This window comes from Tropicimonas sp. IMCC6043 (assembly GCF_004146235.1).
Lineage (GTDB): Bacteria > Pseudomonadota > Alphaproteobacteria > Rhodobacterales > Rhodobacteraceae > Tropicimonas.
The window spans coordinates 24,977-50,968 of sequence record NZ_SELO01000017.1 but is presented as its reverse complement, the minus strand read 5'-3'; the positions used below and the strand labels follow the sequence as shown (position 1 = coordinate 50,968).

Here is a 25,992-nt window from a genome sequence, read left to right as displayed (position 1 = left end):
GGACCTTTCCCGCCGCCGCGCCATACTGCGCGCAAACCAACAGGAGACTCTGCCATGAATCCAGCCGCATCACTCGCCGCCGCAGCGCTCGCGGTGTTGATCGCCGCGCCAACGCTGGCCGAAGTGCCGGACCTCGGCGGGCGCGAAGTGACTGTTGTCACCGAGAACGCTTATCCGCCGCTGCAATTCGTCGACCCGGCCAGCGGCGACGTGATCGGCTGGGAATACGACGCGATGGCCGAGATCGCCAAGCGGCTCAATATAGCTGTGGTCTACGAGAACACATCCTGGGATGCGATGATCCCCGCGGTCTCGGAGGGCCAGTATGACATCGGCATGACGGGCATCACCATCCGCGAGGACCGGATGGAAAAGGTGGACTTTTCAGATCCGTACCTGCGCTCGGAAATGATGATGCTGGTGCGTGGCGACGAAGATCGTTTTGCCGACCACACGGAGTTCGCCGCCGATGACGACCTGCTGATCGGCGCCCAGCCGGGAACGACGCCGTTCTATGTCGGCATCTACGACATCCTCGATGGCGACGAGCAGAATCCACGGATGAAGCTCTTCGAGACCTTCGGTGCTGCGATCCAGGCGCTGCGCGTGGGCGATATCGACCTCGCGCTCTCCGATAGCACAGCCGCCAACGGCTATGTCGCCGCCTCCGACGGTGGCTTGAAGATCATCGGCCAACCCCTTGGGACAGAAGACTTCGGTTTCATTTTCCCGAAGGGGTCGGAACTCGTGGAGCCGATCAACGCCGCAATTGCGGAGATGAAGGAGGACGGCACGCTCGACGCGCTGAACAAGAAGTGGTTCCTCGACTACAAGATGGGCGGGTGAGCCATCCCGGCGGGTGCGGGCCGGGCCGCGCTTGCGCTTCCCTCGCGTGGATCCTGGCTCTGGGCATAGCGCTGCCGGCACCGGCCCAGAGCACGGACCCGGAAGACTGGACCGAGAAGAAATGCCGTCTCTGTCGCAGCGCCGTCGCAGATGCGCTCCGCTTGCTCGGGCGCGACGGGATTCGCGATGTCTTCCTGGACCGGAACGACGCCTTTATTGCCGGCGGATGCAAGGAGCAGGTCTTCATTTGTGCCGAGACCGACGAGGAAACCGAGTTGGCGAATCTCCTGACGGTCATGACGATGAACGAGGGCATAGCCAGCACCTTTGTCCCTTTCGGTTGCCGCGAGTGACCGCCTCTTCTGGAGAACAATGGGCCATGGGTAACCCGTGGGCAGGAAGAACCGGACAGGAAATGCTCAGGGGTCCTGGCCATGAAGCCGTGGCAGGTGCGCGATGACTCCCCGGAACGATCAGACCGTCGGCGAATTTCCCTGGTGGCTTCTGGCTGCCGGCGGGCTGGGGCTCTGGTTCCTGTGGCGGATCGTCTCCGACAATCTCCTGAGCCAGATCCTTGGCACGCTTTCGCGCGGGGTCTGGATCACTCTCTTCGTCACCCTCGTGGCCTTCTCCTCTGCCTGCCTGATCGGCTTGCTTCTGGCGGTGGCCTCGCTCTCGCGCTATCGGGTCCTGCGCCAGGTCGCGCGGTTTTATATAGAGATCGTCCGCGGTCTGCCGATCCTGGTGCTCCTGCTCTATGTCGCGTTCGTCGTCGCCCCGGCGCTAGTCGCCCTCATCAACCACGTGGTGGAGCCGCTCGGGATCGACCCGATCCGCACCCGCGATTTCGCGCTTCTCTGGCGTGCGGTCCTGGCCCTGACGATCGGTTATTCTGCCTTTATTGCCGAAGTGTTCCGGGCCGGCCTTCAATCAGTGGATGAAGGTCAAGTGGAAGCCGCAAAGACCCTTGGGCTGAATGGATGGCAGCGTTTCCGCTTCATCGTCTTCCCGCAGGCGGTCCGCACCATCCTGCCTCCGCTCGGCAATGACTTCATCGCCATGATCAAGGATAGCTCGCTGGTCTCGGTGCTCGGCGTCCTCGACATCACCCAGCTCGGAAAGGTCACCGCGGCGGGCAACTTCCACTATTTCGAGACCTACAACGTCGTCGCCTTCCTCTACCTGACCATGACCGTCACGCTCTCGCTTCTGCTGCGCCGCTTCGAGCGTCACATGCGGCGACGGCCGGGGTGAGACCGGGGCTGGCGCTGCATGCGCCGTGGACATAGGTAGACCCAGCAGCATCACCCGGAGCCCGACCATGACCAACCCGCTTCTTGCTGATCGTGCCCAACCCTTCGGGCTGCCCGATTTCGCCGCGATCACAGATGCCGATTTCGCCCCCGCCTTCGAGACCGCTCTGGCCGCAGCCCGGACCGAGATCGACGAGATCGCCGCCTGTCCCGAGCCGCCGGACTTCGCCAACACGATCGAGGCGCTGGAGCTTGCGGGGCAGGCGCTATCGGACGTGCTCTCGGTCTTCTTCCTGCTGTCTTCGGTGGAGTCCAACCCCGAGCGCGAGGCACTTCAGCGGATCTTCTCGCCGAAGCTGGCGGAGTATTCGTCCGACGTGATGATGAACGGGGCGCTCTTCGGGCGGATCGATGCGCTCTGGCAGGCGCGCGACACGCTCGGGCTGACCGAGGAGCAGGCACGGGTTCTGGAGCTGACGCATCGGAGTTTCCGCCGCGCCGGCGCCGCGCTCGACGCTGCCGGACGGGCGCGGCTGCGGGAAATCAACACGCGGCTTGCCGAGCTTGGCACCGCCTTCGGCCAGAACCTTCTGGCCGACGAACGGGACTGGGTCATGGAACTTGGCGAAGCCGATTTGTCGGGTCTGCAGGGCTTCGTCGTCGACGCCGCGCGCGCGGCGGGCGCCGAGCGGGGCCACGCGGGGCCGGTCGTCACGCTGTCGCGTTCCCTGATCGTGCCCTTCCTGCAATTTTCGCCCGACCGCGCCCTGCGCAAGCGCGCCTTCGAGGCCTGGGCGGCGCGTGGCGCGAATGGCGGGGCGACGGACAACCGCGCGATCACCACCGAAACGCTTGCGCTGCGTGACGAGCGGGCGCGACTCCTGGGCTACGAGAGCTTCGCGGCCTACCGGCTTGAGCCGGAGATGGCAAAAACGCCCGCGGCGGTGCGCGAGCTGCTGATGCAGGTCTGGGAGCCGGCGGTGCGCCGTGCGCAATCGGACAGTTTCCACTACGAGCGGCTGCTCGTTGTCGAGGGCGAGGACATGCCGTTGCAGCCCTGGGACTGGCGCTACTACGCCGAGAAGCGTCGCCGCGCGCTGCATGATCTCGACGAGGCGGAACTCAAGCCCTACCTGCAGCTCGACCGGATGATTGAGGCCGCCTTCGACTGTGCGACACGGCTCTTCGGGCTGGAGTTCCGGTCACTGGACGTGCCGCTGCACCATCCCGACGCCCGAGCGTGGGAGGTAACGCGCGCTGGCGCGCATGTCGCGGTTTTCATCGGTGACTATTTCGCGCGGGCCGGCAAGCGGTCAGGTGCCTGGTGCTCGGCGCTGCGCAGCCAGCGGAAGCTCGGAGGCGAAGTCCGTCCGCACGTGATCAATGTCTGCAACTTCGCGAAGCCCGCGGCGGGTGCGCCGGCGCTCCTGTCCTATGACGACGCGCGCACGCTGTTTCACGAGTTTGGACACGCGCTGCACCAAATGCTGAGCGATGTGACCTACGAAAGCATTTCCGGCACTTCCGTGCCGCGTGATTTCGTCGAACTTCCGAGCCAGCTCTATGAACATTGGCTCGAGGTGCCGGAGGTCTTGCAGCGCTTCGCCACCCACGCCGAGACCGGAGAGGCGCTGCCGGAGGCGATGCTGGAGCGGGTGCTCGCGGCGGCGACTTTCGACATGGGCTTCCAGACAGTCGAATTCATCGCTTCGGCGCTCGTGGACCTCGACTTTCATGACGGTCCGCCGCCGGCCGACCCGATGCAGAAGCAGGCCGAGGTGCTGGAGGGCATTGGCATGCCGGCGGCCATCACCATGCGGCACGCGACGCCGCAATTCGCACATGTCTTCTCCGGTGGCGGATATGCCTCGGCCTATTACAGCTACATGTGGTCCGAGGTCATGGACGCGGACGCGTTCGCGGCCTTCGAGGAGGCGGGCGATCCGTTCGATCCGGAGGTAGCGGCACAGTTGGAGCGGCATGTCCTGTCGGTCGGTGGATTGCGGGAGCCGGACGATCTCTACATCGAGTTCCGCGGACGATTGCCGGGCGTGGAGGCGTTGCTGAAGGGGCGGGGGCTGGTCGAGACCGCCTGAACCTGCTTCTGGCGCACCTGAGCGATCCGCCTTCTGGTCGGTTCAGGCCCGGCGCTCTGGTCCGACGAACTGGCCGATCTTGCGCAGGCTCTTCAAGGCCAACGTGCCGACTCCGCCAAGCTCGTGCCGCCGGATCGCGCGCAGATCCTCGCGGCTCTTTCGAACGACGCGGCGCAGCGAACCGTTGCTCTCGCCGCCGAGCCGCATCTTCACCATCACTTCGGGCAGGTAGTCGAGCGCAATTCCGCCCCGCACGAGGTACCGCATCATCGCCTCGTAATCCGCGGCGATGCGAAACTCCGTGTCGTACCCGCCGAACCGGTCGTAGACCTCGCGCCGCAAATAGAGCGTCGGGTGCGGCGGCATCCAGCCGCGCGAGAGCTTCGCGCGGTCGTAGCTGCCGGATTTCCAGCGGCGCACGACACGGCCGGCTTCCCGCGAGGAAACATAGTCGAGATCGCCATAGAGCCCGTCGGCCGGGCTCGTCTCCAGCCGCTCGGCGACATGGGTCAGAACCGCGTCATGCGCATAGAAATCGTCCGAATGCATCAGCCCGATCACGTCGCCCGTCGCCCGCTCGATCCCGCGGTTGATCGCTTCGTAGATGCCGCCATCGGGGGCGCTCTCCAGCGACGTCGAAGGGGTCGCAAGCCGCTCGATGATTTCGAGCGTGCCATCAGTCGAGGCGCCGTCCTGGACGACATGTTCGACATGCGGATAGCTCTGCGACTGCACGCTCTCAATCGCTTGCCCGATCGTCCCGACGCGGTTGCGGACCACGGTGATAATGGAAATCCTGATCACGTCGAAACCGAGTATTTCATTTGGGCAGGCTGCGTGCTCACGCCGCTCGCCCGGGCTGGCGGAGCCAAATCCATCCGAGACAACGCGGCCGAAACGCCGCACGGCTCTGCGCGAACTGTGGCTCGTCTCTGCATTCGACGCTCTCGTAGTCTCGGAGTCGCACTTGGGTCAAGCCGGAAGCAAAGCTTGCGGGGATGAGGGCGGACGCGTTGAGGACCAGCCCTGGTGCGGGCATGGGCGGCGTATCCGTCAGTCCCGCAACTCGTCGGCGCCGACCCCCCAGATCGCGGTCTTCGGGACCCAGCCGCGCGCGCCCCCGGCAGAGATGCGGCACCAGTCATGCGTGCAGGCCCCGAGCCGGGCGACGACGCCGGCCTCGGCGCGCGCTAGCGTCTCGGCTTCGGCGCTTGGCTGGGCGTGGAGGGCGACCATGTCCTCCTCGACGAGCACCGTGCGCACGCCCGAAAGCAGCGCGTAATGCACCCAGCCGCCGGCTCCGTCCCGGTCGCGCACACGTCGCCAATGGCCGTATTCCGCCGTGACTTCGAGCGGCATGGCGCGGCGTTTGTAGACCCAGTCGATCCGGTGGCTGAGCGAGGGGCCGCGCCGCGCATTGCCCTCGTCACTCTTGAGCGAGACGAAGCGGGGCAGCGGCAGGTTGGTCACCGGCCCGCGTTCGGTGGGCGTTTGCTGCGCTGCGGCGGAGGCGGTGGCAAGCCCGAGGGCGAGTGCCAAAACGGCCCCGTACGCCTGAATCGTCAAGAGATTCGCTCCGCGACGGAAGGTTATTACCTGCAGTCCCATGGTTTTTTGTCGCTCGTTTCTTGGGGCGCTTGTGCTGCGCTGCAATGATCGTCACTCTAGCGCCCGAGGGAGAGGCTACGGAAGATTCCAGGAGGGGTTTCATGCATAAAGAGCGGCTGAGTGTTGTCGTGACGCGACGGTTGCCGGAACCGGTCGAGACTCGGCTCTGCGAGCTCTTCGACACCGAATTGAGCACCGACGACCGGCAATTGCCTCACGAGGAGCTTGTCAAGGCGCTGTGCCGCGCCGATGTTCTCGTTTCCACCATCACCGACCAGATCAATGCCGCCATGCTCGCGCATGCCGGCGAGAAGGTGAAGCTGATCGCGAATTACGGAGCGGGCGTCGACAATATCGACGTCGCCTCGGCCCGTCAGCGCGGAATTCTGGTGTCGAACACGCCCGGCGTGACCACGGACGACACGGCCGACATGGCGATGGCACTGATTCTGGCCGTGACGCGGCGGATTCCCGAGGGGCTTGCGGTGATGCAGGCGGGCACGTGGGAGGGCTGGGCGCCGACGGCCTGGCTTGGCGGGCGCCTTGGCGGGCGCCGGCTCGGCATCCTCGGGATGGGACGGATCGGCCAGGCGGTGGCGCGACGGGCCCGGGCCTTTGGCATGGAGGTCCACTACCACAATCGCCGGCGACTCCGGCCGGAGGTCGAGGAGGAATTCGGTGCGACTTTCTGGGAGAGCCTCGATCAGATGGTCAGCCGAATGGACGTGATCTCGATCAATTGTCCGCACACGCCCTCGACCTATCACCTGATGAACGCGCGGCGCTTGAAGCTCCTGAAACCCACCGCTGTTCTGGTCAATACCTCGCGTGGCGAAGTGGTGGACGAGAACGCGCTGACCCGGATGCTGCGCGCGGGCGAGATCGCCGGAGCCGGGCTCGACGTTTATGAGCATGGCGCCGAGGTCAATCCGCGACTCAGGAATCTCAACAACGTGGTTCTGCTGCCGCAGATGGGGTCGGCTACGGTCGAGGGCCGGGTCGAGATGGGCGAGAAGGTCATCGTGAACATCAAGGCGTTCGACGATGGCCACCGGCCGCCCGACCTCGTCGTGCCCTCAATGCTTTGAGAGACATTGCCGCGCTTCGCGGACTCTGCATGTCGCGTTCTCTGCTTAGCGCTTGTGGTCGCGCTGTTCGAGCCGCCCGCCGGGCGGATGACGGCGGATATCGCGCAGTGAGGCGCTTGTCGTGCCGCGCTGTTCCGCTCGATGAATGCCGAAAGCTCATTCTCGCAAACGAGCGAAGCTTCCACGGGGTTGTTAGCTCCACAATCCCGCGGAGGTTCGAAGCCATCCTCCAACACTACGCCGTCTCCTGCGCGATCTCATACCTCGGGCCATAGCGACGGACGCGAAGAATCCCCTCGCCAGGTCCGATACTTGGCTACTGATCGCCAGGAACGGAAGGGTCTTCGGAAGACTTGCATCAAACTGGCATGACAGGAAGGGCCTGAACAGGTCTCTCAGATCTCCATTCCGTAGATCACGCTGTGAGTTCCATTCCGTATATCACGCTGTCGAAGAGCGACGTGGAATAGCTCAGCAGAGCGATGTCCTCATTCATGTGCGCGGTTTCCTTGTCTCCGGTCGTTTCCTCCTGGACGTAGACGTCGAAACCGTTGTCAGAAAAGTCGCCGCCCCGAGAGAATGCGGTGTCACCGCCCCGGAAACTCGCCAATCCGTGGATGACGCCGGCAAGGTCGTCGATCGGATCGAGGAACCCATCATTGCCAACGGAATGAACCTTGTGGTTGATACCGTTCACTGTCTCGAAGGAGAACTGGAACTCGGCAGACGAGTCGCTGTCGGCATTCTGGAACGCCACCCATCCGATCTCTTCGGAGATCTCCGCATCCGCCAGTTCGTCGCGCAGGCCTTCACCCACCTGCAGGAAACTGCTCCAGCCCGCGTCGCTCGATGCGAGACGCGCGGTCGCCCAGAAGGTGGCGTCGCTTTCCTGATGTTGGGCAAAGACCGCATCTGCATGCTCGAGCCCGGTATCGAAACCCACCGATCCGCTTCTCTCGACACCGCTGACCGTCATGAGACCCGCGGAGATGAGGGTGCCGTCCGCCAGCTGCCAGGAGCCGGCTTCCACCACCATGTAATCGACGGTCTCGACCATGTGCCAGCCGTCGAGATTCTCTGGTTCGTCGAGGCGGAAGGTAAGCTGGCCGTTACTGATATCCTCGATTCTTACTACGGCGGGCTGGCTTCCGAAGTCGGTGCGCAGAGACGCGATCACGACCGGGTTGTCGTATTCACCGTTCAACTCGATCGTGACGGCGTTGTGGTCGACCTGCGCTGACCCGAATTCCATGATCCCGCGAGACGGAGTCGGCGCAGAGACGTCTGTCTCCGTGCCTGTATCGGGCTCGACAGTCTCCCCGCCGTCCGTCTGTTCGGTTGACCCGTCGTTGGTGTCCGGGTCGGTGATGACCGGTTGTGCCGGGTCGTTGTCCGGCGATGTGGGCTGGTTCTCGCCCGTTCCGATGTGATCCTGCGAGATTCCTCCCGATCCGGCGAAGAGCTCAAGCGATACGGTGTCGGAGTCATAGTCCACGATCAACCGGGCATCACGAGCGCCCAGACCAGTCACCGTGAAACCCTCGAAGCTGCCGACCAACTCGTCGGCCTCGATCAAGAGGAAGTGACCGTCCATCAGCGCGAGAGCCGACAGATCCAGTTCGATTGTGCCGCCGCCAAGATCCACGAGGCTCGCCACATCGGAGGCTTCGTTGCCGTAGAACCCCGACCGGAACTCCTCGATTGCCGAAACCCCCTCGCTGCCAAAGACAAAGGACAGTGTCGCGCCCGATTCCATCTGGAAGGTTGCGATGTCGCCGGACGTTCCGTCGAAGCCCACGCGGGCGTTGTCGCCCTCGATTCTGAGTATCGACCCAGAAGAAAGGCCGAATGTCGCGGTGTCGATTCCCAGGAGCGCCTGGCCACCGGTAACGGTCATCTCGATCGACCCGGAGACAAGATCGGTGTTGGCGAAGCGCCCGCCATCCACGGACAGGCTCAGGACATCGAGGTCGGCGTAGATGCTGTTCCAGAATTGCCCGGAGAAGGAGAGGTTGATCTCCCCGTCGCCGTCGAGGGTCAGTTCGGACGTGACCGTCAGCTTTCCGGAGGAGATGTCGAGAATGCCACCTGGTCCGAGATCGAGCGAGGCGATCGTATTGGTCCCCGCAGCGCCATAGGTGACCCAGTTGCCGCCGAGATAGACCCGATCCGTTGCGCCGGGCGTGGCCTCACCGGTCCAGTTGATCGAGGTATCCCACCGAACGCCGTCCGCGAGAGGGTTCGGGACGAAACGAACGTCTGTGCCACCCGATCCGGTTTCGGGCGCAATGCCGAAACCCTGCTGGAAGAAGGCGATGATGTCACCGGCGATCTGGGAAATCGCCGTGCTGTCCAGCGCCGATTGTTCGCGGAGGTAGTTTGCCAGATCGGCGATCGCGGCTTCGGGGCGGTTCAGGAGATCGGCAGCGAAGTTCTGGATCGTGATCTGGTTGAGCGCCTCTGCGGAAAGGCCATTTGCGCCTTCGTTGTTCCAGAGATCCTCGTAAGCCGAACTCCGCGATGAGAGCCAGTTGTAGATGATCGTGTTGTCGAAGAACGGATCTTGCTGTTCCCAAAAGGCGCCACTGTTCCAGTATTTGCTCGCGAACTCGTCCGGATTGTTCGGGTCTGCCAGATGCGCGATGATGTTGTCGAGCAGGGTGGTATCCAGTCCACCATTGTCGACACCCAGAGTATAGGCGCCGATCATGTCGGCTTCCTTGTGGGCGCCCGAGGTGATGACGTTGTCGCTGAAATAGGTGTAGTTGCCGGTCCAACTTTCATTGTTGCCGTCGTACCCGCCAAGGAAGTTTACCGCACCGTTGTTGTCAAGGAACAGGTTGTCTTCCGCGTGAACACCGCCACGGAACTGTGCCCCCAGAGACGCCGCCCGCATCGTGATGTTGTCCCGGAACGTCACGTCCGTGGCGCTTTGCTGCATATAGATATTGTGGCTGAACATGCTGGGCGGTTGCCCGGATTCGATCGAACCGTCCGGATCGTAGCCGTCTTCCCAGGCATTGTGATCGAACAGGCTTCCTTCGATCAGCATCCCTTCGGATTGCGAGACATAGAGACCCGAGATGCGATCCCCCATGGATTGCCATCCGAGGTCAGGATCGGACGGTGCGTCCCGAACGACATCGACGATCGTCGAATTCCGGATGGTGACGCGGTCCGGTCCCATGATGACGACGGCGTCTTCGAATGTTACGTCGTCTAAGATCAGGCCAGAGCCGTTGTGAATGCCCGCGCCATCCCTCAGCGTCACACCTGAAATCACGAAGTTCTGAGCGTCCGCGACATAGATTCCAATACGACCCTCGATGATCGGGGCAGCGCCTTCGCCATACGACGTGACGAACATGGGGTGAAGCGGGTCTTCTCCCGAACCCGACTTCGACAATAGGTCGCCTTGGGGATAACCTTGCTTGTAGGTGTAGCCACCCTCAAAGAGGAGCCAATTAGACGACGTGTTTCCGTTGTTAATATGCGACCACAGTTCCATGCCGATGTCATTGCTCAGAGCCATCTCTTCCGAGCCACCGTATTCGGGATGTGCGGCGAGCCAGTATCTGTTGACCTGGGACTCCGAGATCCCTTCCATCGCCGCTATATCTGCGCGCGTCAGGGCGTCATCGGAACCGGAAATATAGACCTTGCGGTGATTGTCGCCATGTTCGACCACGAGGTTGCCAGACGCGTCCTCCTCGAGCATGTAGTGGTCGCCGAGGCCCCAGCCGAGATCCTGCGTCGGCGGCGACACGTTCAGCGTGACGGTTCGCGTTTCGACCGCGCCGCCAGCGAGCGTGACCTCGTAGTCGAAGGAGATCTCGCCGCTCTCTGAGGTTCCGGTCAGAACCAGGGCAAAGGTATTGTCCGGGTTGACGGTCACCCGGCCGAAATCGGGTTGATTCAGGATTGTCAGGCTGTCGATGTCCTGGTCGCCGAGCTCAAGGACGGTCACCCGCCCTCCGGCGACCTCCGTCACACCCTGAACCTCGACATGGCCGGTGCCGTCCGGTGTCGCGACGTTCTGGGTTGTATCGTCCGTGTTCGCCGGATTCTGGCCGATATTGTTGTCGGCAACCGGGTCCTGTCCGATGTCCTCCGTCGGTGCAGGTTCCTGCGTTGCGTCGTCCGTCGTCGTCGGACCCTGCTCGGTGGTGTCCGATACTACCGGATCCTGGGGCGTGCCATCCGTTGTGACCGGGTCTTGAACACTCGTGAAGGGGGTCACCATTTGCTCGTATTCTGCGTCTGTGGTGAGTGTCAGAAAGTCGGACATTGATACTGTCTCCAGGAAGGTTTGCCCAAAGATCGGTCAAAGACCTTAATCTTCATTTGACGGGTGCCATCTGGACCCATGAATCTTCCAAGGTTGCTGTGCGGGTGTTCCTGGACGACTGAACGGCGGCAACTGGTCTGTCGTTTGTGGTCTCACGATACCGACTCACATCCTCATTGTGGATCCTATCCGGCGCGGGTTCGAGCAGGTCCGTGGGAACGCGCCCCATCTTGGCAGGAAACCGCCGGCGACTCCCTGTTCTTATCGATTAATCGTGTTTTGTGGCCTGATCGTGGTCGGATTCCGGCGATCACGCGGTGAGGACAGGGCCTCCGGGCTCGAACTTGGGCACGCCTGTGACACTCCCTTTCTGGATCCGGCCGGGTGACTTCACGGGTAGGCCCGTCGCGCGGTGGATGCGGCAGCAAGCCGCAATGGTCCCGGGCGTCGCAACGTCGGCTGCATGGATGCGCGTATTTCAGACGCCGGACCGGGCGTCGCTTTCAGACGCAAACGGTCGGCGAAGGCTGGCGCGATGCGCCGCTTCTGCGCTTAACTCTGCCCGACACACACATTGAGGGACATTCGCCATGAAGACCCATGTCAAAGCTCTCGTCGTCGGCGGCGGCGCCGTCGGAACAGGTATCGCCTATCACCTCGGGAAGGCCGGCTGGGACACGATGTTGCTGGAGCGCGACGAGCTGACCTGCGGCTCGACCTGGCACGCGGCGGGGCTGTTGCCGCTCTTCAACATGTCCTTCGCCACAAGTCACATCCACGACTACTCGGTAAAGTGGTACAAGACACTGGAAGCCGAGACCGGCCTCAATCCCGGCTTCTCCGTCGTCGGCAACCTGCGCATGGCGCAGACCAGGGCGCGGATGGACGAATATATGCTCTATGCCTCCACTGCCGAGACGGTGGGCGTTCCCTATAAATGGCTCTCGCCCGCACAGATCGGGGAACGCTGGCCACTGGTCCGCACGGAGGATCTGGTGGGGGCGCTCTTCCATCCGACCGACGGCTACATCAACCCCGCCGATGTCACCATGGCCATGGCCAAGGGCGCGCGTCAGCTGGGTGTGACGATCGAGCGGAAGTGGCAGGTCGATGGCTATGAGTGGACCGGCACGGAATGGCGAGTGACGGTGACGAAGATGGCCGAGAAGGGCGGCAACCTCGTTCCGACCGAGGAACAGATCGTCATCACCGCCGAACATGTCGTCACCGCGACCGGCAACCATGCTCAACGCACGGCGCGGATGCTGGGGATCAAGATCCCGGCGATCCCGGTCGAGCACCAGTTCATCGTCACCGAGCCGGACCCGGCGCTGCTGGCCTACCGTCAGGGCGGTGGTTCGGAACACCCGGTGCTGCGCGATGCCGATGCGCGCTGGTATGTGCGCGAGGAGCGCGGCGGCTGGATCCTCGGCCCCTATGAGCAGGGCGCCCCGTCGCGGTTCAGATACGCCGTGCCCGACAGTTTCCGTGCCGACCTCTTCCCGCTCGATCTCGAGCGGATCGAGGAGGAATACATGTCGATGATCCACCGCATTCCCTCGTCGGAAACCGTCGGGCTGAAGGACGATTTCAACGGTCCGATCTGCTACACGCCCGACGGCAACCCGCTGGTTGGCCCTGCGCCGGGCCTCAGGAACATGTGGCTGGCCGAAGGCTTCTCCTTCGGCATCACCGCGGCGGGTGGCACCGGCTGCTACCTCGCTCAGATGATGGTCGAGGGCGAGGCCGAGATCGACATGGCCAGCCTCGATCCCAAGCGCTACGGCAACTGGATGACTACCGAATACGCGGTGCAGAAGAACGAGGAATGCTATTCCCACGTCTTCATTCTGCACCACCCGGACGAGGAGCGCCCGGCGGCCCGCCCGCTCAGGACGTCGCCCGCCTATGACAGGCAAAAAGCGGCTGGCGCGCAATTCGGGCAGGTGAACGGCTGGGAACGACCGAACTACTACGCGCCCGAGGGCTTCGACGATCACGCCGCCCGCAGCTTTCGCCGGGGTGGCTGGTGGCAATATGCCGTGGAAGAAGCGAAGGCCATTCGCGAGGGTGTCGGCCTGATCGACGCGACGGCCTTCACCAAGCATGTCGTGAAGGGGCCGGGGGCCACCGCCTTCCTCGACTGGTTCACCTGCAACAGGCTGCCCAAGGTGGGCCGGATCAACCTGACCTATGCGCTCACCGCTGCCGGCACGACCCGGACCGAATACACCATCGTCCGGTTGGCCGAGGACGAGTACTATCTCGTCTCCGCCGGCGCCTGGACGGCCTATGACCAGGACTTCCTGAAAAAGGCCGTCGGGGACAAGGAGGCCGAGTTCGGCAGGATCGAGCTACAGGACGTGACGACCCAATGGGGCGTCTTCGCCATCGCCGGGCCGAAATCGCGCGATTTGCTCAATGAGCTGGCGCGCGATGCGGAGCCGGAAACGGTGCTCTCTAACAAGCGCTTCCCGTGGCTCTCGATGCGCAATATCGAGCTCGGCATGGTGCCCACCATGGCTATCCGAGTCGCCTATACCGGCGAGCTGGGCTGGGAGCTGCATCACCCGATCGAGATGCAGAACCACCTCTGGGACAAGCTCATGGAAGCCGGAGAGAAGCACGGCCTGAAGCTTGTCGGCGCCCGCGCCCAGAACTGGTTGCGCCAGGAGAAATCCTACCGTGCCTTCGGCACCGAGCTTGGCCGCGACGCCACACCGCTCGAAGCGGGGCTCGACCGGTTCGTCGACCTCTCGAAGGCGTTCCACGGAAAGGCGGCGATGCTGGAGAAAGGCATTCGCAGCAAATGCGTGACGCTGCTGATCGATGGACCGGAAGACGCCGATCCGTGGGGACGCGAAGCGCTCTATCTTGGCGCGGAGAAGGTGGGGCGGCTGACATCGGGCGGCTACTCGGTGGCCTTCGGAAAGTCGACCGGAATGGGCTATGTCCGGCCCGATCTCGCGGAGCCGGGCACCCGGCTCAAGGTGAAGATGCTGGACCGCCTCTGGGATGCCGAGGTGACCGAGGACAGCCCCTACGATCCGAAGAACGAGACGATCCGCGCCAACGGTTGAGGGTGATGGTCAGAGGTGGCTGAGTGGCCGCTTTCCTCCGGCTGCTGGTCATTGTGACCGTAGTGGCGCGGGATGAAGCAGTCAGGCCGGGGAGCATGCGCGGCGGACCGGCGGGCGCAGTGGAGCCTGCGACATGTGTTCGGCCCTGCCGGATTCCACCTTGTCCTCGCGAGCCGACCCGTTGAATGTTCCGCCCGATCATGAATGAGGGAGAGGTCACATGGGCTATCTGAAATCCACCCCGACGCGCGACGGCTGGTTCGGCGATTATGGCGGAGCGATGCTGCCGCCGCCGCTGGAGCCCCATTTCAAGGAGATCCGCGAGGCCTATGACCAGCTTTCGAAATCGGCCGAGTTCCTCACGGAGCTCCGGCAGATCCGCAAGCACTTCCAGGGCCGTCCGACGCCGATTTCCTATCTGAAGAACCTGTCGGAGATCTGCGGCGGCGCGCAGATCTATGCCAAGCGGGAAGATCTCAACCATACAGGGGCGCACAAGCTCAATCACTGCATGGCCGAGGCGCTGCTGGCCAAGCATATGGGCAAGACCAAGATCATGGCCGAGACGGGCGCCGGCCAGCACGGCGTGGCGCTGGCCACTGCGGCGGCCTATTTCGGCCTCTCTTGCGAGATCCACATGGGCGAGATCGACATCGAAAAGGAAGCGCCCAACGTCACCCGGATGAAGCTTCTCGGTGCCGAGGTGGTGCCGGTGGGTTTCGGCGGCCGCTCGCTCAAGGAGGCGGTCGACAGTGCTTTCCAGAGCTATGTCGCCCAGGCCGACACGGCGCTCTTCTGTATCGGTTCGGTGGTCGGCCCGCATCCCTTCCCGAAGATGGTGCGCGATTTCCAGTCGATCGTCGGACAGGAGGCGCGCGAGCAGTTTGCCGAGATGACCGGCGGGCAGTTGCCCGACATGGTGGCGGCCTGCGTCGGTGGCGGCTCGAACGCGATGGGGCTCTTTGCCGGCTTCATCGAGGAAGAGGACGTGGCGCTCTACGGTGTTGAGCCACTCGGCACGTCCTCCAATCTCGGCGACCACGCCGCGACCATCACCTACGGCCATGACGGGGACATCCACGGCTTCCGCACGCTTGTTTTGACCACCGAGGCGGGTGAGCCAGCGCCGGTGCATACGGTCGCCTCCGGACTCGACTATCCCGGAGTCGGGCCGGAGCACGCGCATCTGCACAGGACCGGCCGGGTGACCTACGTTGCCGCCGACGACAAGGAGGCGCTCGACGCGTTCTACAAGCTCTCCCGTCACGAGGGGATCATCCCGGCGCTCGAGAGCGCCCACGCGGTGGCCTTCGCGATGCGGGAGGCGAAGAAGCATCCCGGCAAGTCGATCCTGCTGAACCTCTCGGGACGCGGCGACAAGGATATCGACTACGTCACCGAGACCTACGGTTTCGGCGAGGCATAGCTTCCCGCCCTCCTGCGCGCGCTTGCATGGCAAGCGGGCTCCCCCGTGGAAATTTTCGAGCGGAGAAAGGCCCGGGTCAGCCCCTCTTGAGCAACGCTTCGACCTCGGCGCGGGTCGGGGCGGAGCTGGACGCACCTGCCTTGGTTGTCGAGAGCGCGCCACAGGCGGCGGCGAAGCGGACCGCCTCGCCAAGCGGCCTGCCCTCGGAGAGGGCGACGGCGAGGCCGCCGTTGAAGCAGTCGCCTGCGGCTACGGAATCGATGCTCTCGACCTTGAAGGGCTCGACGAAACCTTCGCTCGCGGCGTCCTGGTAGAAGACGCCCGCGGCGCCGAGCTTGACCACGGCCGCGCCTGCTCCTTTCGCGCGCAGAAGGCCCGCGGCTTCGGCGGCCTCTGCCGCGTTGGTGGGGCGCAGGCCTGTGAGAAGCTCCGTCTCGGTCTCGTTTGGCGTGATCAGGTCGATGCGTGCAAGCACGTCTGTCGCGTAACCACCCGCGGGGGCAGGCGCGGGGTCGAGGATCACCTCTCCGCCTGTCTCGCGGACGAGATCGGCCGCCAGCAGGCCCGCCTCGAGCGGGATCTCCATCTGCAGGAGCAGGATGTCGGCACCGCGGAACGTCTCGGCCGCGCGTTCCACATCCGCCGCGCCGATTGCCATGTTGGCGCCGCCGATCACGGTGATGCAGTTCTGCGCCGTGGCATCGACGCCGATCACCGCGATGCCGGTCGCGCTCTCCGCGTCGCGGAAGACGCCGCCGGTCGGCACTTTCAGGGCGGCGAGTTCGGCCAACGCGCGGTTTCCGAATTCATCCGTGCCGATACGGCCGACCAGAGCGGTCTCCGCGCCCAGCCGGCAGGCCGCCACCGCCTGGTTGCAGCCCTTGCCGCCGAGCCCAAGCGCGTACCGCTCTCCATGCACTGTCTCGCCCGGCCTCGGCAGGCGCTCTGCATAGGCGGTCAGGTCGATATTGATGCTTCCGAAAATGGCTATCGGCATCGGGGTGCTCCTTTCGGCGCTGCGCCGAGAGAGTCGCGCAGCACGAGTTCGGGTTGTTTCAGGATCCGCTCGGGCAGTGCCTCGCCGCGCTCGAGATGGCCGATCAGCGCGCCGGCCGCCGCCAGCCCCAGCCCGATCCCCGGCTGGTGGATCGTCGTCAGGGAGGGGGTCAGAAATGAGACGAGTTCGATGTCGTCATAGCCCACGATCGAGATGTCGTCGGGAATTCGGAGGCCGCGCTCCTGGACCGCCCGGTAGGCGCCCATGGCCATCAGGTCGTTGAAAGCGAAGACGGCGGTCGGAGGCGCAGCGTTATCGAGCAGCGCCACCGTGCCGTCATAGCCGCCGCCGAGCGAGAGATCGCCGGTGCGGATCAAGTCCGGGTCGAGCCCGTGCCCTGCCGCTTCCATCGCCTCGCGGAAGCCCCGCAGGCGGTCCTGCGAGCGCCGATGCTGTACAGGTCCGGTCAGGCAGCCGACGCGCACATGGCCACGCGCGACGATCGCCTCTCCGGCGAGCCGCCCACCGGCGCGGGAATCGTCGCTCACGGTGCAGGCCCTCGGCGTCGGCTCGGGGTCGAGCACGGCGCGCGGAAGGGCGGTGAGCCGGCTGAGCGCGTCCTGGAAATCGGCATCTCGGAAGATCGTCATAACGACGAGGCCATCGATCCGCTTCTGCATCAGGGTTTGCAGATAGGCAGCCTGCCGCCCCGGCTGGTCGCCGGCGTTGCAGAGGATCAGGCTGTAGCCCGCCTGGAAACAGGCCTCCTCGACGCCGCAGACCAGCTCGGCAAAGAACGGGTTGGTCGAGGACGTCACCAGCATGCCGAGCGTCCGGGTGCGCTTGGATTTCAATGCGCGCGCGAGGTAGCTCGGCTGGTAGCCAAGCGCCCGCACCGCGTCTTCCACCGCCCGGGTTGCTCCGGGCGAGACGTGGCGCGTCTTGTTGACCACGTGCGAGACGGTGGAGACGGACACCCCGGCGGCCCGCGCGACGTCCTTGATGCTCACCATTGCCGTCTCGCCTGCTGCCTGCGGGCGTTCCGGCTGCGGCCCCGGTGTGACATCGACCGACCTCAGAACGGCACGCCGGAGACCAGGATGATGTTGGTGTAGGGCGTGAACTCGCCTGTCCGCACCACGGCCTTGCAGGTGCCGGTCATCGCCTTGAATGCCTCGTGCGGCACCGCGTCGAGGGCAATGTCGTTGCCCTGTTCCGTCCCGAGAGCGGCAAGATGCGCCAGGACCTTGGCGTGGAATTGCGGCTGGCGTTCAGCCAGTTCCTCGGCGATCACCGCGCGCTCGACGAAAAGCTCGCCGGTGAGGACCGGAAGCACGTCAAGAAAACCCGGCAGGCCGGCGGCCACGGCAAGGTCGATCCGGTCGACATGGTCGGGAATGGGCAGGCCGGCATCGCCGAGACACAGCGAATCCATGTGCCCCATCCGTGCGATAACGCCCGCGATCGGGGCGTTGAGCAGGGTTGCCTTTCGCATGGGTCCTCCGGTGCAGATTGCGCGCGCACGAAGTCTAGGCGCGGAAAAACGTTTGCGCAAAGGCTTCGCCAGTGCCCGGGTCGCAGTTCGTTCGGCAAATTGTCACATCGGGCTCGCCGCCGCCGGCCGGTCCGCTATCTTCGACGACGGAAGCGGGATCGGTGATGGACGGGCGCTCGCGGATTGGGCATACCTACCCCCCGGGAGAGGGACCCGTGCCGGCGAGGAGAAAGAATTCGCTTGGACAGACGGCCCGCGACATCTTCCTCGGTCCCGTCAGGGATCGGGGGCCGACAGAACGGAAAGGGAATGACATGAAGAGAACGCTTACCTACCTCGTTGCCGCGGCAAGCCTTGCCGCCGCCGTCCCGGCTTTGGCCCAGGGCGACGCCGCCGAGGGCGAGAACGTCTTCAAGAAGTGCAAGGCTTGCCACATGGTGGGTGATGACGCCAAAAACCGGGTTGGCCCGGTGCTGAACGGCGTGGTCGGTCGTCCCTTCGGAATGGTCGAGGATTTCAAGTATTCGAAGAATCTCCTCGAGCTCGCCGAAGGCGGCGCCGTCTGGGATGAGGAGACCCTCACCGCCTATCTCGCCAAGCCGAAAGCGGTCATCCCGAAGGGCAAGATGTCCTTTGCCGGCCTCAAGGACGACGAGGACATCCAGAACGTCATCGCCTATCTGGAATCCTTCCAGTAGGCGCGCGCGAGACCTGAGCTTGGGGCCGCTCTCGAGGGGGTGGCCCCGACCTTGTCGCCACGTCCCCGGTCGCGGCGGGTGGCAGCCGGCTTGACACCGGCGTGCCCAGACGCCAACGCTGCGCGCATGGTGGACATCCGCCCCGTAGGATATGTCATCGGCCTCCTGGTGGCCGCACTGGGAGCGGTGATGCTGCTGCCCATGGCGGCGGACTTGATTACCGGCAACGAGCATTGGGACGTCTTCTTCGTCTCCTCGATCCTGACCATGCTGGTGGGCGGTTTCCTGGCGCTGGCCTGTTCCAACGCGAGTGGCGCCGGGCTGACGTTGCGCCAGACCTTCATTCTGACCTCCGGCGTCTGGGTGGCCCTACCCATCTTCGCCGCGATCCCCTTCGTGATCGGCCATACCGAGGCGAGCTATACGGACGCGTTCTTCGAGGCGATGTCGGGGCTGACCACGACCGGCTCGACGGTCTTCTCCGACCTCGAGCACATGCCCGAGGGGCTGCTTCTCTGGCGCGGGCTGATGCAGTGGATCGGCGGCATCGGCATTATCGTCGTGGCGATGGCCTTTCTGCCCGAATTGCGGGTCGGGGGCATGCAGATCTTCCGCACCGAGGGTTTCGACACCTTTGGCAAGATCCTGCCCCGTGCGGGTGAAATCGCCAGCCAGATCGCCGTGATTTATGTCCTTCTAACGGCGCTCTGCGCGCTGTCCTATGGCGCGCTCGGCCTATCGCCGCTCGATTCGGTGGTCCACGCGATGACCACCATCGCCACCGGCGGCTTCGCCAATTACGACGCCTCCTTCGGCGCTTTCGACCCGGTGGTGGAATACGCCGCCGTGGTCTTCATGATCCTCGCGGCGCTGCCCTTCGTGCGCTACGTGCAGATGCTGGCCGGCGGCTTCGGCGCGCTGATGGTCGACTCGCAGGTGCGCGGTTTCCTGGTGACGCTCGCGGTGGCGGCGGGGCTGATGATGCTCTGGCAGATCTCGCAGCATGAGCGCGATCTCGGCCCGGCGCTGCGCAAGAGCCTCTTCAACGTCACCTCGATCCTCACCGGCACCGGCTACGCGAGCGAGGACTACATGGCCTGGGGCGCGTTTCCGGTGACGATGTTCTTCTTCATCGGCCTCGTCGGCGGCTGCGCGGGATCGACCGCCTGTTCGGTGAAGATCTTCCGCTACCAGTTGCTCTTCGGCGCGGTGATGACCCAGGTTAAGGCGCTGCACTCGCCGCGCGGCGTGTTCCCGCTGCGTTACCAGGGCCAGGATGTCGGCGACGACGTGCTGAACTCGGTCATGTCCTTCTTCGTCCTCTTCACGGTGACGCTCGGAGGGCTCTCGGTGGCCCTGGCGCTGACTGGCCTCGATTTCATCACCTCGGTCTCCAGCGCCGGCGCGGCGCTGGCCAATATCGGCCCGGGGCTGGGCGATACCGTTGGTCCGGCGGGCAATTTCGCCGGGCTCAACACCACCGCCAAGTGGATCCTCTCGGCGGCGATGCTGATCGGCCGCCTTGAGCTTCTGGTGGTCTATGCGCTCTTCACGATCCGGTTCTGGCGGCGCTAGACGACGCGGGCAAGCGCTTTAGTTCCAGCAGCTCACACGCACGGTCACGTTGTCGGCGAGTGTCGTCAGGTCCTCCGGCGCGATCGCCGGACCGGTCTCGGCGGCCAGTGGCGAAAGCCCGGCAGCGCCGAGGAAATCGGCAATAGCCGGCACGTCCACCGCAAAGTTCACATCCTCCGGCAACTGGCGGTTGCTGCCCTCCGGCCTTGCACGAAGCATGCCGATGACCGCGCCAGTGGTATCGAAGACCGGACCGCCGGCATCGCCCGGCAAGGCGCCGAGCGCAAGGCGATCGATATAGTCCTCGCCGTCGAGGCCGCGGATATCGGCGAGCGCGCCGTAAGTCAGCACCGGAAGTTCCAGCACCTCGCCATAGGAAAAGCCTGCCAGCGCCACTTCGGAATTGATCCGGGGCAGGGAGGACTGGAAACGTGCCACGGCGATCGGCGCGAGCGCGGGGCGCGGCGTTAGCAACGCGAGGCCGAGCGCTTCATCCTGAGCGGTCACCTCGGCGTCTGTCTCGTCGCCGATGGTGAGCCGCGTGCACTGGCCGAGAAGATCGGTCGTCGTCAGCACCTGGCCCTGCTCCCCGACGAAGAAGCCCGAACGCGACCGCACCGGGCGCCGGCGTTCGAGCCCGGAGAGCAGGTCGATCCGCTGATCGGTCCCATCGCCGGTGAGCGCGGTGTCCGGCAGCACGACATCCTCGACCGGCTCGAAGCTCTCGCGCATGGTCTCGGCCACCCGCGTCATGACCCTCGTATCCTTCGGCGTCCAGACCAGGGTGAAGCCCTTGACTGCGCCGTTCGCGAGCGCGGCATAGGTATAGGAGTGCAGGTCGTCTGACTGGCCGGTCAGCACGAAGCTCCGGGTCTTGCGTTCGCGGAAGCCTCTTGGCGGAACGATCTCCAGCGTCTGCATGATGTCGTAGAGGCCGAAGAGGGTCGCCTCGTCGCCGGTCTGGCTGATCAGGATGACCCGCACCCCGTCTTCATCGGCGCTGTCGTAATGGACAAAGGGGGCCTCGGTGCGGGCATAGGTGACCTTGCCGCGGGGCAGGGTGATCGAGATGCCGGCGCGGCTGTCCTGCACCGGGCCGAGGTCGAGATCGGCAAAAGCGGCGCGGTAGGTCTCGACCAGCTCGGCGCGCTGAATGGTTGTCAGCACGCCGGTCGTCTCATAGCCCTTCGCGGCTTGCCAGTCGGCCATGGCGCGGCGGGTGCCCGGGCCAAAGGCGCCGTCGATGGCGGTGTCGTAGAACCCCTCCCATTGCAGGCTCTCCTGGATCAGGCGACGCTGATCCGCATCGAGGCTGCTTTCGCTGGCGCGGGCCTGGCGCGGTGTCTCGTCGGGCAGATATGTCGCCGCGGGTGGCGCCGAAGGCGCGGCGGGCAGGGCGGTGTTCGGGCTCTCCGCGGGCGGTGTCTGCAGCGCGTTCGTAGCGTCGCGCGGCCAGAACTGCTGGCCATACTGGCCGCTGACGGCGATGTAGCTGTCGGAGGGGATGAGCCGGCGGGATTTCAGCGTCGCGAGTTCCGCTGAAGCCGCCGTGGGCGTGTAGGGGCCAAGCGCCACGGCATACCAGCCGCCCGCGACGCGGAACCCCGCGACATTGGGAAAGGCCGTGGCATAGGCGCTGGCGCGCGCCTCGCCCTCGGCCAGCGTGCGCAGGGCCTCGATCTGGATCCAGGTCGCCTGCTGGGCGCGGGCCTGTGGCGCGGCGGCAATGGCAAAGATCGACAATACAAGAGCGAAAAGGGTCTTCACGGCTCAGTCCTCGAAAAATGGCGCGGTTCCCTGTGTGGAACCTGTCTTTCGGAGGAAAATAGCAAAGCCCTTGGCGGGTGCACTTCAATTCTTGCGCGCACTGCCGGGCGTGGCGCGGATGCATCGCCATCCGTCGGCCCAATCGGGTCATGGGGCTCCGACGTGTCATCGGGCGAGCTGTGCCGCCCGCGTCGCATGGGTCGCCCCACGGCGCGAAGGCAGGATCATTCGGCCGATCCCGCCAACTGGCCGATGACATGGCGTCTTCCGCCGGATCTTGTTCGGCCGCCGGTTAAGTCAACGTGCCGGATGGCGCCGTCCGGTCGATTGACCCTGCGGGGCCACGCGCCTATTGAAGCGCGACCCCGGCGCGCGGCCGGGACGCGACATGAGACAAGACCGGGACCAGCGATGACCGAGACCAGCCGACCGACCTGTTTCCAGGAGGTGATCCTGCGGCTTCAGACCTACTGGGCGGAGAAGGGCTGCGCCGTGTTGCAGCCCTATGACATGGAAGTCGGCGCGGGCACGTTCCACCCGGCGACGACGCTCCGGGCGCTCGGCTCCCGGGCCTGGGCGGCGGCCTATGTCCAGCCGTCGCGCCGGCCGACCGATGGCCGCTACGGCGAGAACCCGAACCGGATGCAGCATTACTACCAGTATCAGGTCCTTATCAAACCCTCCCCGCCGGATCTGCAGGCGCTCTATCTCGGCTCGCTGGAGGCGATCGGCATCGACATGTCGCTGCACGACATCCGCTTCGTCGAGGACGACTGGGAAAGCCCGACTCTCGGCGCCTGGGGGCTGGGCTGGGAAGTCTGGTGCGATGGCATGGAAGTCAGCCAGTTCACCTATTTCCAGCAGGTCGGCGGGCATGACTGCAAGCCGGTCTCGGGCGAGTTGACCTACGGGCTCGAACGGCTGGCGATGTATGTGCTGGGCGTCGACCATGTGATGGACATGCCCTTCAACCGCCCCGACGCGCCGATTCCGCTGACCTATGGCGACGTGTTCTGCCAGACGGAGGCCGAATACAGCCGCTGGAATTTCGACGTGGCCAACACCGAGGTGTTGCTCAAGCAGTTTGAGGAGGCCGAGGCGCATTGCGATTTCATCCTCACCCACCCGGAGCAGGATCCGAAGACCGGCAAGCGGATCGTCATGGCGCATCCGGCTTACGACCAGTGCATCAAGGCCAGCCATCTCTTCAACCTGCTCGACGCGCGCGGCGTGATCTCGGTCACGGAGCGACAGGCCTATATCGGCCGCGTGCGGTCGCTCGCCAAGAAATGCGCCGATGCCTTCGTGCAGACCGAGGCAGGGGGGTGGACGGCCGGATGATTCCGACTGCCGATTCCGGCCCGTGGGCGTCAGCCCAGCCCGGGCAGCAGGGTCTTGAGCCCGGTCGCGATCATGTCCACCGCGATGGCGGCGAGGATCATGCCCATCAGGCGACTCATGATGACCTTCGCCGTGCCCGAGAGGTGCCGGCCGAGATCGCCAGCGAAAAAGAAGACCAGCGCGATGGCCACCACGATGCCGCCGAAGACGCCGAAATAGGCGATCCAACCGGCCATCCCTTTCGCCTGCTGGGAAAACAGGATCAGCGTGGTGATCGTGCCAGGGCCGACCAGGATCGGGAAGGTCAGCGGGTAGAAGGCGACGGTCGCGGCGTCCGGATAGCTCGCTTTCTCGTCCGCGGTTCCGTGGTGCGAACTGGTCTCGCTGCCGTTCAGCATGTTGATCCCGATCAGCAGGACCACGAGCCCGCCGGCGACGCGGAAATCGTCCACGCTGATGCCGAAGAGCTTCAGGAGCGCCGAGCCGCCGAAGGCGATGATCACCCCCATGACCGCAACGTAGGTCGCCGTCTTCACCGCGATGGCGCGCTGCGTCCCGACCGGCGCGCCTTCGGTCACGCTGAGGAAGATGGGGAGGTTGGTGACCGGGTTCATGATTGCAAAGAGCGCGCCGAAGAACTTGATGGCGAATGCCGTTTCCATGTTTCGGGCCCCGCGGTGAGTGACGTTGCCATCCCGTTAACATGGGGTGGATGCCGCGCAAAGGCTCCCGCATGGGCAGGGGCCGCGGCATGAGCGGAAAGATCATGGCAGGAGGGATCGTGGCACTCGCACTGATCGCCGGAATCGCGATGTACTACCTCCAGGTCTATTACTACTATGAAGAGGTCGACGTCGCGAACGAGCAGATCGTGCTGACCTCCTTCGACGGCACCGAGGAGCCGATCCTGGCCGACGCCATCGAGGCCATCGACGCCACTTCCTCGCCGATCCGTTACCGCGCCTGCTTCACGACGCCGCTGAGCCAGGCGCAGCTGACCGAGACCTACCAGATCTACGAGGCCGCCGAGCCACTGGTCGCGCCCTTCTGGTTCGACTGTTTCGACGCGGTCGAGATCGGTCACGCGCTGGAAGACGGGCGGGCACTGGCCTTTCTCGGGCGCAAGAACATCCATCACGGCGTCGATCGCGTGGTGGCGATCGACGCGGACGGGCGCGGTTTCGTCTGGAACCAGGTGAACGAGGAGATCAGGAAGTGACCGAGAGCCTGACTGTCGGAGCGTTTGCCTCCGTCACCGTCGCTTTCCTCGTCTACCTGCTCGGCGCGGAACTCACCCGCCGCGTTGCGCTCCTGCGCGATTTCAACATCCCCGAGCCGGTCTCGGGCGGTCTCGTGGTGGCGCTGGCCACCATGGCGGCCTTCCTCGCCTTCGACACGGCGATCTCCTTTGATCTTGCGGCGCGCGACTATTTCCTGCTCGTCTTCTTCACCGGCATCGGGCTCAACGCGCGGCTCTCCGACCTCGTGAAGGGCGGGCTGCCGCTGGCCATCCTGCTCGGGCTGACCATCGTCTATGTCGTGCTCCAGAATATCATCGGTGTCGCCGGCGCCCGGGCCTTTGGCCTGCCGCCGGAATTCTCCGTTCTCCTGAGCTCGGCGGCGCTGATCGGCGGGCATGGCACGGTGATCGCCTGGACGCCGCGGATCGACGAGATGACCGGCGGCGCGGCGGGCGTCAGCGAGCTCGGCATCGCCGTGGCCACGATCGGCCTCGTCGCAGCGGCGCTGATCGGCGGCCCGATCGCCAAATACCTCATCAACCGCTGGCGGCTCACGCCCGAGCGCCCCGACGAGAATCCGACCATCGGCGTCGCCTTCGAGGACGAGACGGTCCGGACCATCGACCACCTTTCCTTCATGCGGGTCATGCTCTGGGTCCACGTCACCATCGCAATCGGCATGGCGCTCTGGGAGGGACTTGACGAGGCGGGCGTCGGCCTGCCGCCTTTCGTTCCCTGCCTGCTGGCCGGTATCGTCCTGGGCAACCTGGTCCCGGTCGTCCTGCCACGGGCCGTCGAGGTCCGACGGACGCCGACGCTTGCCATGGTTTCCGATTTCGCGCTCGGCACCTTCCTGGCGATGTCGCTGATGTCGCTCCAGCTCTGGACGCTGTCGGGCATGGGGCTCGTGCTCGTGGTGGTGATGACGGCGCAGACGCTGCTGTCGATCCTTTTCGCGATCTTCGTGCTCTTTCCGGCGATGGGGCGGAGCTACCGTGCCGCCGTGCTCGCCGCCGGTTTCGGCGGAGTCACGCTCGGCGCCACGCCGACAGCCATCGCCAACATGACCGCGGTGACCAAGCGCTACGGGCCGTCGCCCATGGCCTTCGTCATCCTGCCGCTGGTCTCCGCCTTTTTCGTGGACATCGTGAATTCCTTCGCGATCCAGTATTTCCTGCCGCTCTGAGGACCCT

Annotated in this window: 20 protein-coding genes; 12 read left to right on the top strand and 8 right to left on the bottom strand. The window is 64.8% G+C overall.

The window, feature by feature from the left end; translation table 11 throughout:
* Nucleotides 1-54: 54 nt before the first annotated feature.
* The 4 genes from EU800_RS15490 to EU800_RS15475 all read left to right on the top strand — a co-directional run bounded on the left by EU800_RS15490 (nt 55) and on the right by EU800_RS15475 (nt 4,195).
* On the top strand, nt 55-846 hold the full coding sequence (locus tag EU800_RS15490) for a transporter substrate-binding domain-containing protein (protein ID WP_129633944.1): 792 nt from the start codon (nt 55-57) through the stop codon (nt 844-846).
* Nucleotides 843-1,199, top strand: a complete 357-nt coding sequence (locus tag EU800_RS15485) for a hypothetical protein (RefSeq protein WP_129633943.1) — start codon at nt 843-845, stop codon at nt 1,197-1,199. Before EU800_RS15490 ends, EU800_RS15485 begins: the two co-directional genes overlap by 4 nt.
* Before the next feature lie 103 nt (nt 1,200-1,302).
* Nucleotides 1,303-2,100, top strand: a complete 798-nt coding sequence (locus EU800_RS15480; protein ID WP_129633942.1) for an amino acid ABC transporter permease — start codon at nt 1,303-1,305, stop codon at nt 2,098-2,100.
* 67 nt (nt 2,101-2,167) lie between these two features.
* Nucleotides 2,168-4,195, top strand: a complete 2,028-nt coding sequence (locus EU800_RS15475) for a M3 family metallopeptidase (RefSeq protein WP_129633941.1) — start codon at nt 2,168-2,170, stop codon at nt 4,193-4,195.
* Between the two features lie 42 nt (nt 4,196-4,237).
* Here EU800_RS15475 and EU800_RS15470 read toward each other — a convergent pair whose 3' ends face one another.
* Both EU800_RS15470 and EU800_RS15465 read right to left on the bottom strand, forming a co-directional pair.
* Nucleotides 4,238-4,999: a glycosyltransferase family 2 protein gene (locus tag EU800_RS15470; protein WP_242500590.1), complete on the bottom strand. Its 762-nt coding sequence runs from the start codon at nt 4,997-4,999 to the stop codon at nt 4,238-4,240.
* A 249-nt stretch (nt 5,000-5,248) separates the two neighbouring features.
* Complete coding sequence (locus tag EU800_RS15465; protein ID WP_242500589.1) at nt 5,249-5,761, bottom strand: SH3 domain-containing protein; 513 nt, start codon at nt 5,759-5,761, stop codon at nt 5,249-5,251.
* A gap of 143 nt (nt 5,762-5,904) precedes the next feature.
* Here EU800_RS15465 and EU800_RS15460 point away from each other — a divergent pair, with 143 nt between their 5' ends.
* Nucleotides 5,905-6,891 carry a D-glycerate dehydrogenase gene (locus EU800_RS15460; RefSeq protein ID WP_129633939.1) on the top strand — a complete coding sequence of 329 codons (987 nt, stop codon included), beginning with the start codon at nt 5,905-5,907 and terminating at the stop codon, nt 6,889-6,891.
* A gap of 415 nt (nt 6,892-7,306) precedes the next feature.
* Here the strand turns inward: EU800_RS15460 and EU800_RS15455 are convergent, their stop codons facing one another.
* A complete protein-coding gene (locus tag EU800_RS15455; protein ID WP_129633938.1) occupies nt 7,307-11,179 on the bottom strand; it encodes a right-handed parallel beta-helix repeat-containing protein in 3,873 nt (1,290 codons plus the stop codon).
* A gap of 590 nt (nt 11,180-11,769) precedes the next feature.
* Between EU800_RS15455 and EU800_RS15450 the strand changes: the two genes are divergently transcribed.
* Both EU800_RS15450 and trpB read left to right on the top strand, forming a co-directional pair.
* On the top strand, nt 11,770-14,259 hold the full coding sequence (locus EU800_RS15450; protein WP_129633937.1) for an FAD-dependent oxidoreductase: 2,490 nt from the start codon (nt 11,770-11,772) through the stop codon (nt 14,257-14,259).
* 220 nt (nt 14,260-14,479) lie between these two features.
* Nucleotides 14,480-15,685, top strand: a complete 1,206-nt coding sequence (gene trpB, locus EU800_RS15445; protein WP_129633936.1) for a tryptophan synthase subunit beta — start codon at nt 14,480-14,482, stop codon at nt 15,683-15,685.
* A gap of 76 nt (nt 15,686-15,761) precedes the next feature.
* On the opposite strand, the gene rbsK is transcribed toward trpB, so the two are convergent.
* From rbsK to rbsD, 3 genes are all read right to left on the bottom strand, one after another.
* Entirely contained in the window at nt 15,762-16,682 is a 921-nt protein-coding gene (gene rbsK, locus EU800_RS15440) for a ribokinase (protein WP_129633935.1), read from the bottom strand.
* Nucleotides 16,673-17,695 carry a substrate-binding domain-containing protein gene (locus EU800_RS15435; protein ID WP_129633934.1) on the bottom strand — a complete coding sequence of 341 codons (1,023 nt, stop codon included), beginning with the start codon at nt 17,693-17,695 and terminating at the stop codon, nt 16,673-16,675. The genes rbsK and EU800_RS15435 overlap by 10 nt, the downstream gene beginning before the upstream one ends.
* A 62-nt stretch (nt 17,696-17,757) precedes the next feature.
* On the bottom strand, nt 17,758-18,177 hold the full coding sequence (gene rbsD / locus EU800_RS15430) for a D-ribose pyranase (RefSeq protein ID WP_129633933.1): 420 nt from the start codon (nt 18,175-18,177) through the stop codon (nt 17,758-17,760).
* Nucleotides 18,178-18,491: 314 nt separating this feature from the next.
* Here rbsD and EU800_RS15425 point away from each other — a divergent pair, with 314 nt between their 5' ends.
* Both EU800_RS15425 and EU800_RS15420 read left to right on the top strand, forming a co-directional pair.
* A complete protein-coding gene (locus EU800_RS15425; protein WP_129633932.1) occupies nt 18,492-18,875 on the top strand; it encodes a cytochrome c family protein in 384 nt (127 codons plus the stop codon).
* Between the two features lie 126 nt (nt 18,876-19,001).
* A complete protein-coding gene (locus tag EU800_RS15420) occupies nt 19,002-20,450 on the top strand; it encodes a TrkH family potassium uptake protein (RefSeq protein ID WP_129633931.1) in 1,449 nt (482 codons plus the stop codon).
* An 18-nt stretch (nt 20,451-20,468) separates the two neighbouring features.
* On the opposite strand, the gene EU800_RS15415 is transcribed toward EU800_RS15420, so the two are convergent.
* Nucleotides 20,469-22,217: a trypsin-like peptidase domain-containing protein gene (locus tag EU800_RS15415; RefSeq protein ID WP_129633930.1), complete on the bottom strand. Its 1,749-nt coding sequence runs from the start codon at nt 22,215-22,217 to the stop codon at nt 20,469-20,471.
* 411 nt (nt 22,218-22,628) lie between these two features.
* Between EU800_RS15415 and EU800_RS15410 the strand changes: the two genes are divergently transcribed.
* A complete protein-coding gene (locus EU800_RS15410; RefSeq protein ID WP_129633929.1) occupies nt 22,629-23,558 on the top strand; it encodes a glycine--tRNA ligase subunit alpha in 930 nt (309 codons plus the stop codon).
* A gap of 29 nt (nt 23,559-23,587) precedes the next feature.
* Here EU800_RS15410 and EU800_RS15405 read toward each other — a convergent pair whose 3' ends face one another.
* Entirely contained in the window at nt 23,588-24,220 is a 633-nt protein-coding gene (locus EU800_RS15405) for a MarC family protein (protein ID WP_129633928.1), read from the bottom strand.
* Between the two features lie 89 nt (nt 24,221-24,309).
* Here EU800_RS15405 and EU800_RS15400 point away from each other — a divergent pair, with 89 nt between their 5' ends.
* Nucleotides 24,310-24,777: a DUF6446 family protein gene (locus EU800_RS15400; protein WP_129633927.1), complete on the top strand. Its 468-nt coding sequence runs from the start codon at nt 24,310-24,312 to the stop codon at nt 24,775-24,777.
* Nucleotides 24,774-25,985, top strand: coding sequence for a sodium/glutamate symporter (gene gltS, locus EU800_RS15395; RefSeq protein WP_129633926.1), 1,212 nt, complete (start codon nt 24,774-24,776; stop codon nt 25,983-25,985). The genes EU800_RS15400 and gltS overlap by 4 nt, the downstream gene beginning before the upstream one ends.
* Nucleotides 25,986-25,992 lie beyond the last annotated feature (7 nt).

Excerpts from the sequence above, each read along its gene's own strand:
- EU800_RS15490 (WP_129633944.1), top strand. The coding sequence starts at position 55 with ATGAATCCAGCCGCATCACTCGCCGCCGCAGCGCTCGCGGTGTTGATC.
- EU800_RS15480 (WP_129633942.1), top strand. The coding sequence starts at position 1,303 with ATGACTCCCCGGAACGATCAGACCGTCGGCGAATTTCCCTGGTGGCTT.
- EU800_RS15475 (WP_129633941.1), top strand. The coding sequence starts at position 2,168 with ATGACCAACCCGCTTCTTGCTGATCGTGCCCAACCCTTCGGGCTGCCC.
- EU800_RS15460 (WP_129633939.1), top strand. The coding sequence starts at position 5,905 with ATGCATAAAGAGCGGCTGAGTGTTGTCGTGACGCGACGGTTGCCGGAA.
- EU800_RS15455 (WP_129633938.1), bottom strand. The coding sequence starts at position 11,179 with ATGTCCGACTTTCTGACACTCACCACAGACGCAGAATACGAGCAAATG.
- EU800_RS15450 (WP_129633937.1), top strand. The coding sequence starts at position 11,770 with ATGAAGACCCATGTCAAAGCTCTCGTCGTCGGCGGCGGCGCCGTCGGA.
- trpB (WP_129633936.1), top strand. The coding sequence starts at position 14,480 with ATGGGCTATCTGAAATCCACCCCGACGCGCGACGGCTGGTTCGGCGAT.
- rbsK (WP_129633935.1), bottom strand. The coding sequence starts at position 16,682 with ATGCCGATAGCCATTTTCGGAAGCATCAATATCGACCTGACCGCCTAT.
- EU800_RS15435 (WP_129633934.1), bottom strand. The coding sequence starts at position 17,695 with ATGGTGAGCATCAAGGACGTCGCGCGGGCCGCCGGGGTGTCCGTCTCC.
- rbsD (WP_129633933.1), bottom strand. The coding sequence starts at position 18,177 with ATGCGAAAGGCAACCCTGCTCAACGCCCCGATCGCGGGCGTTATCGCA.
- EU800_RS15425 (WP_129633932.1), top strand. The coding sequence starts at position 18,492 with ATGAAGAGAACGCTTACCTACCTCGTTGCCGCGGCAAGCCTTGCCGCC.
- EU800_RS15420 (WP_129633931.1), top strand. The coding sequence starts at position 19,002 with ATGGTGGACATCCGCCCCGTAGGATATGTCATCGGCCTCCTGGTGGCC.
- EU800_RS15410 (WP_129633929.1), top strand. The coding sequence starts at position 22,629 with ATGACCGAGACCAGCCGACCGACCTGTTTCCAGGAGGTGATCCTGCGG.
- EU800_RS15405 (WP_129633928.1), bottom strand. The coding sequence starts at position 24,220 with ATGGAAACGGCATTCGCCATCAAGTTCTTCGGCGCGCTCTTTGCAATC.
- EU800_RS15400 (WP_129633927.1), top strand. The coding sequence starts at position 24,310 with ATGAGCGGAAAGATCATGGCAGGAGGGATCGTGGCACTCGCACTGATC.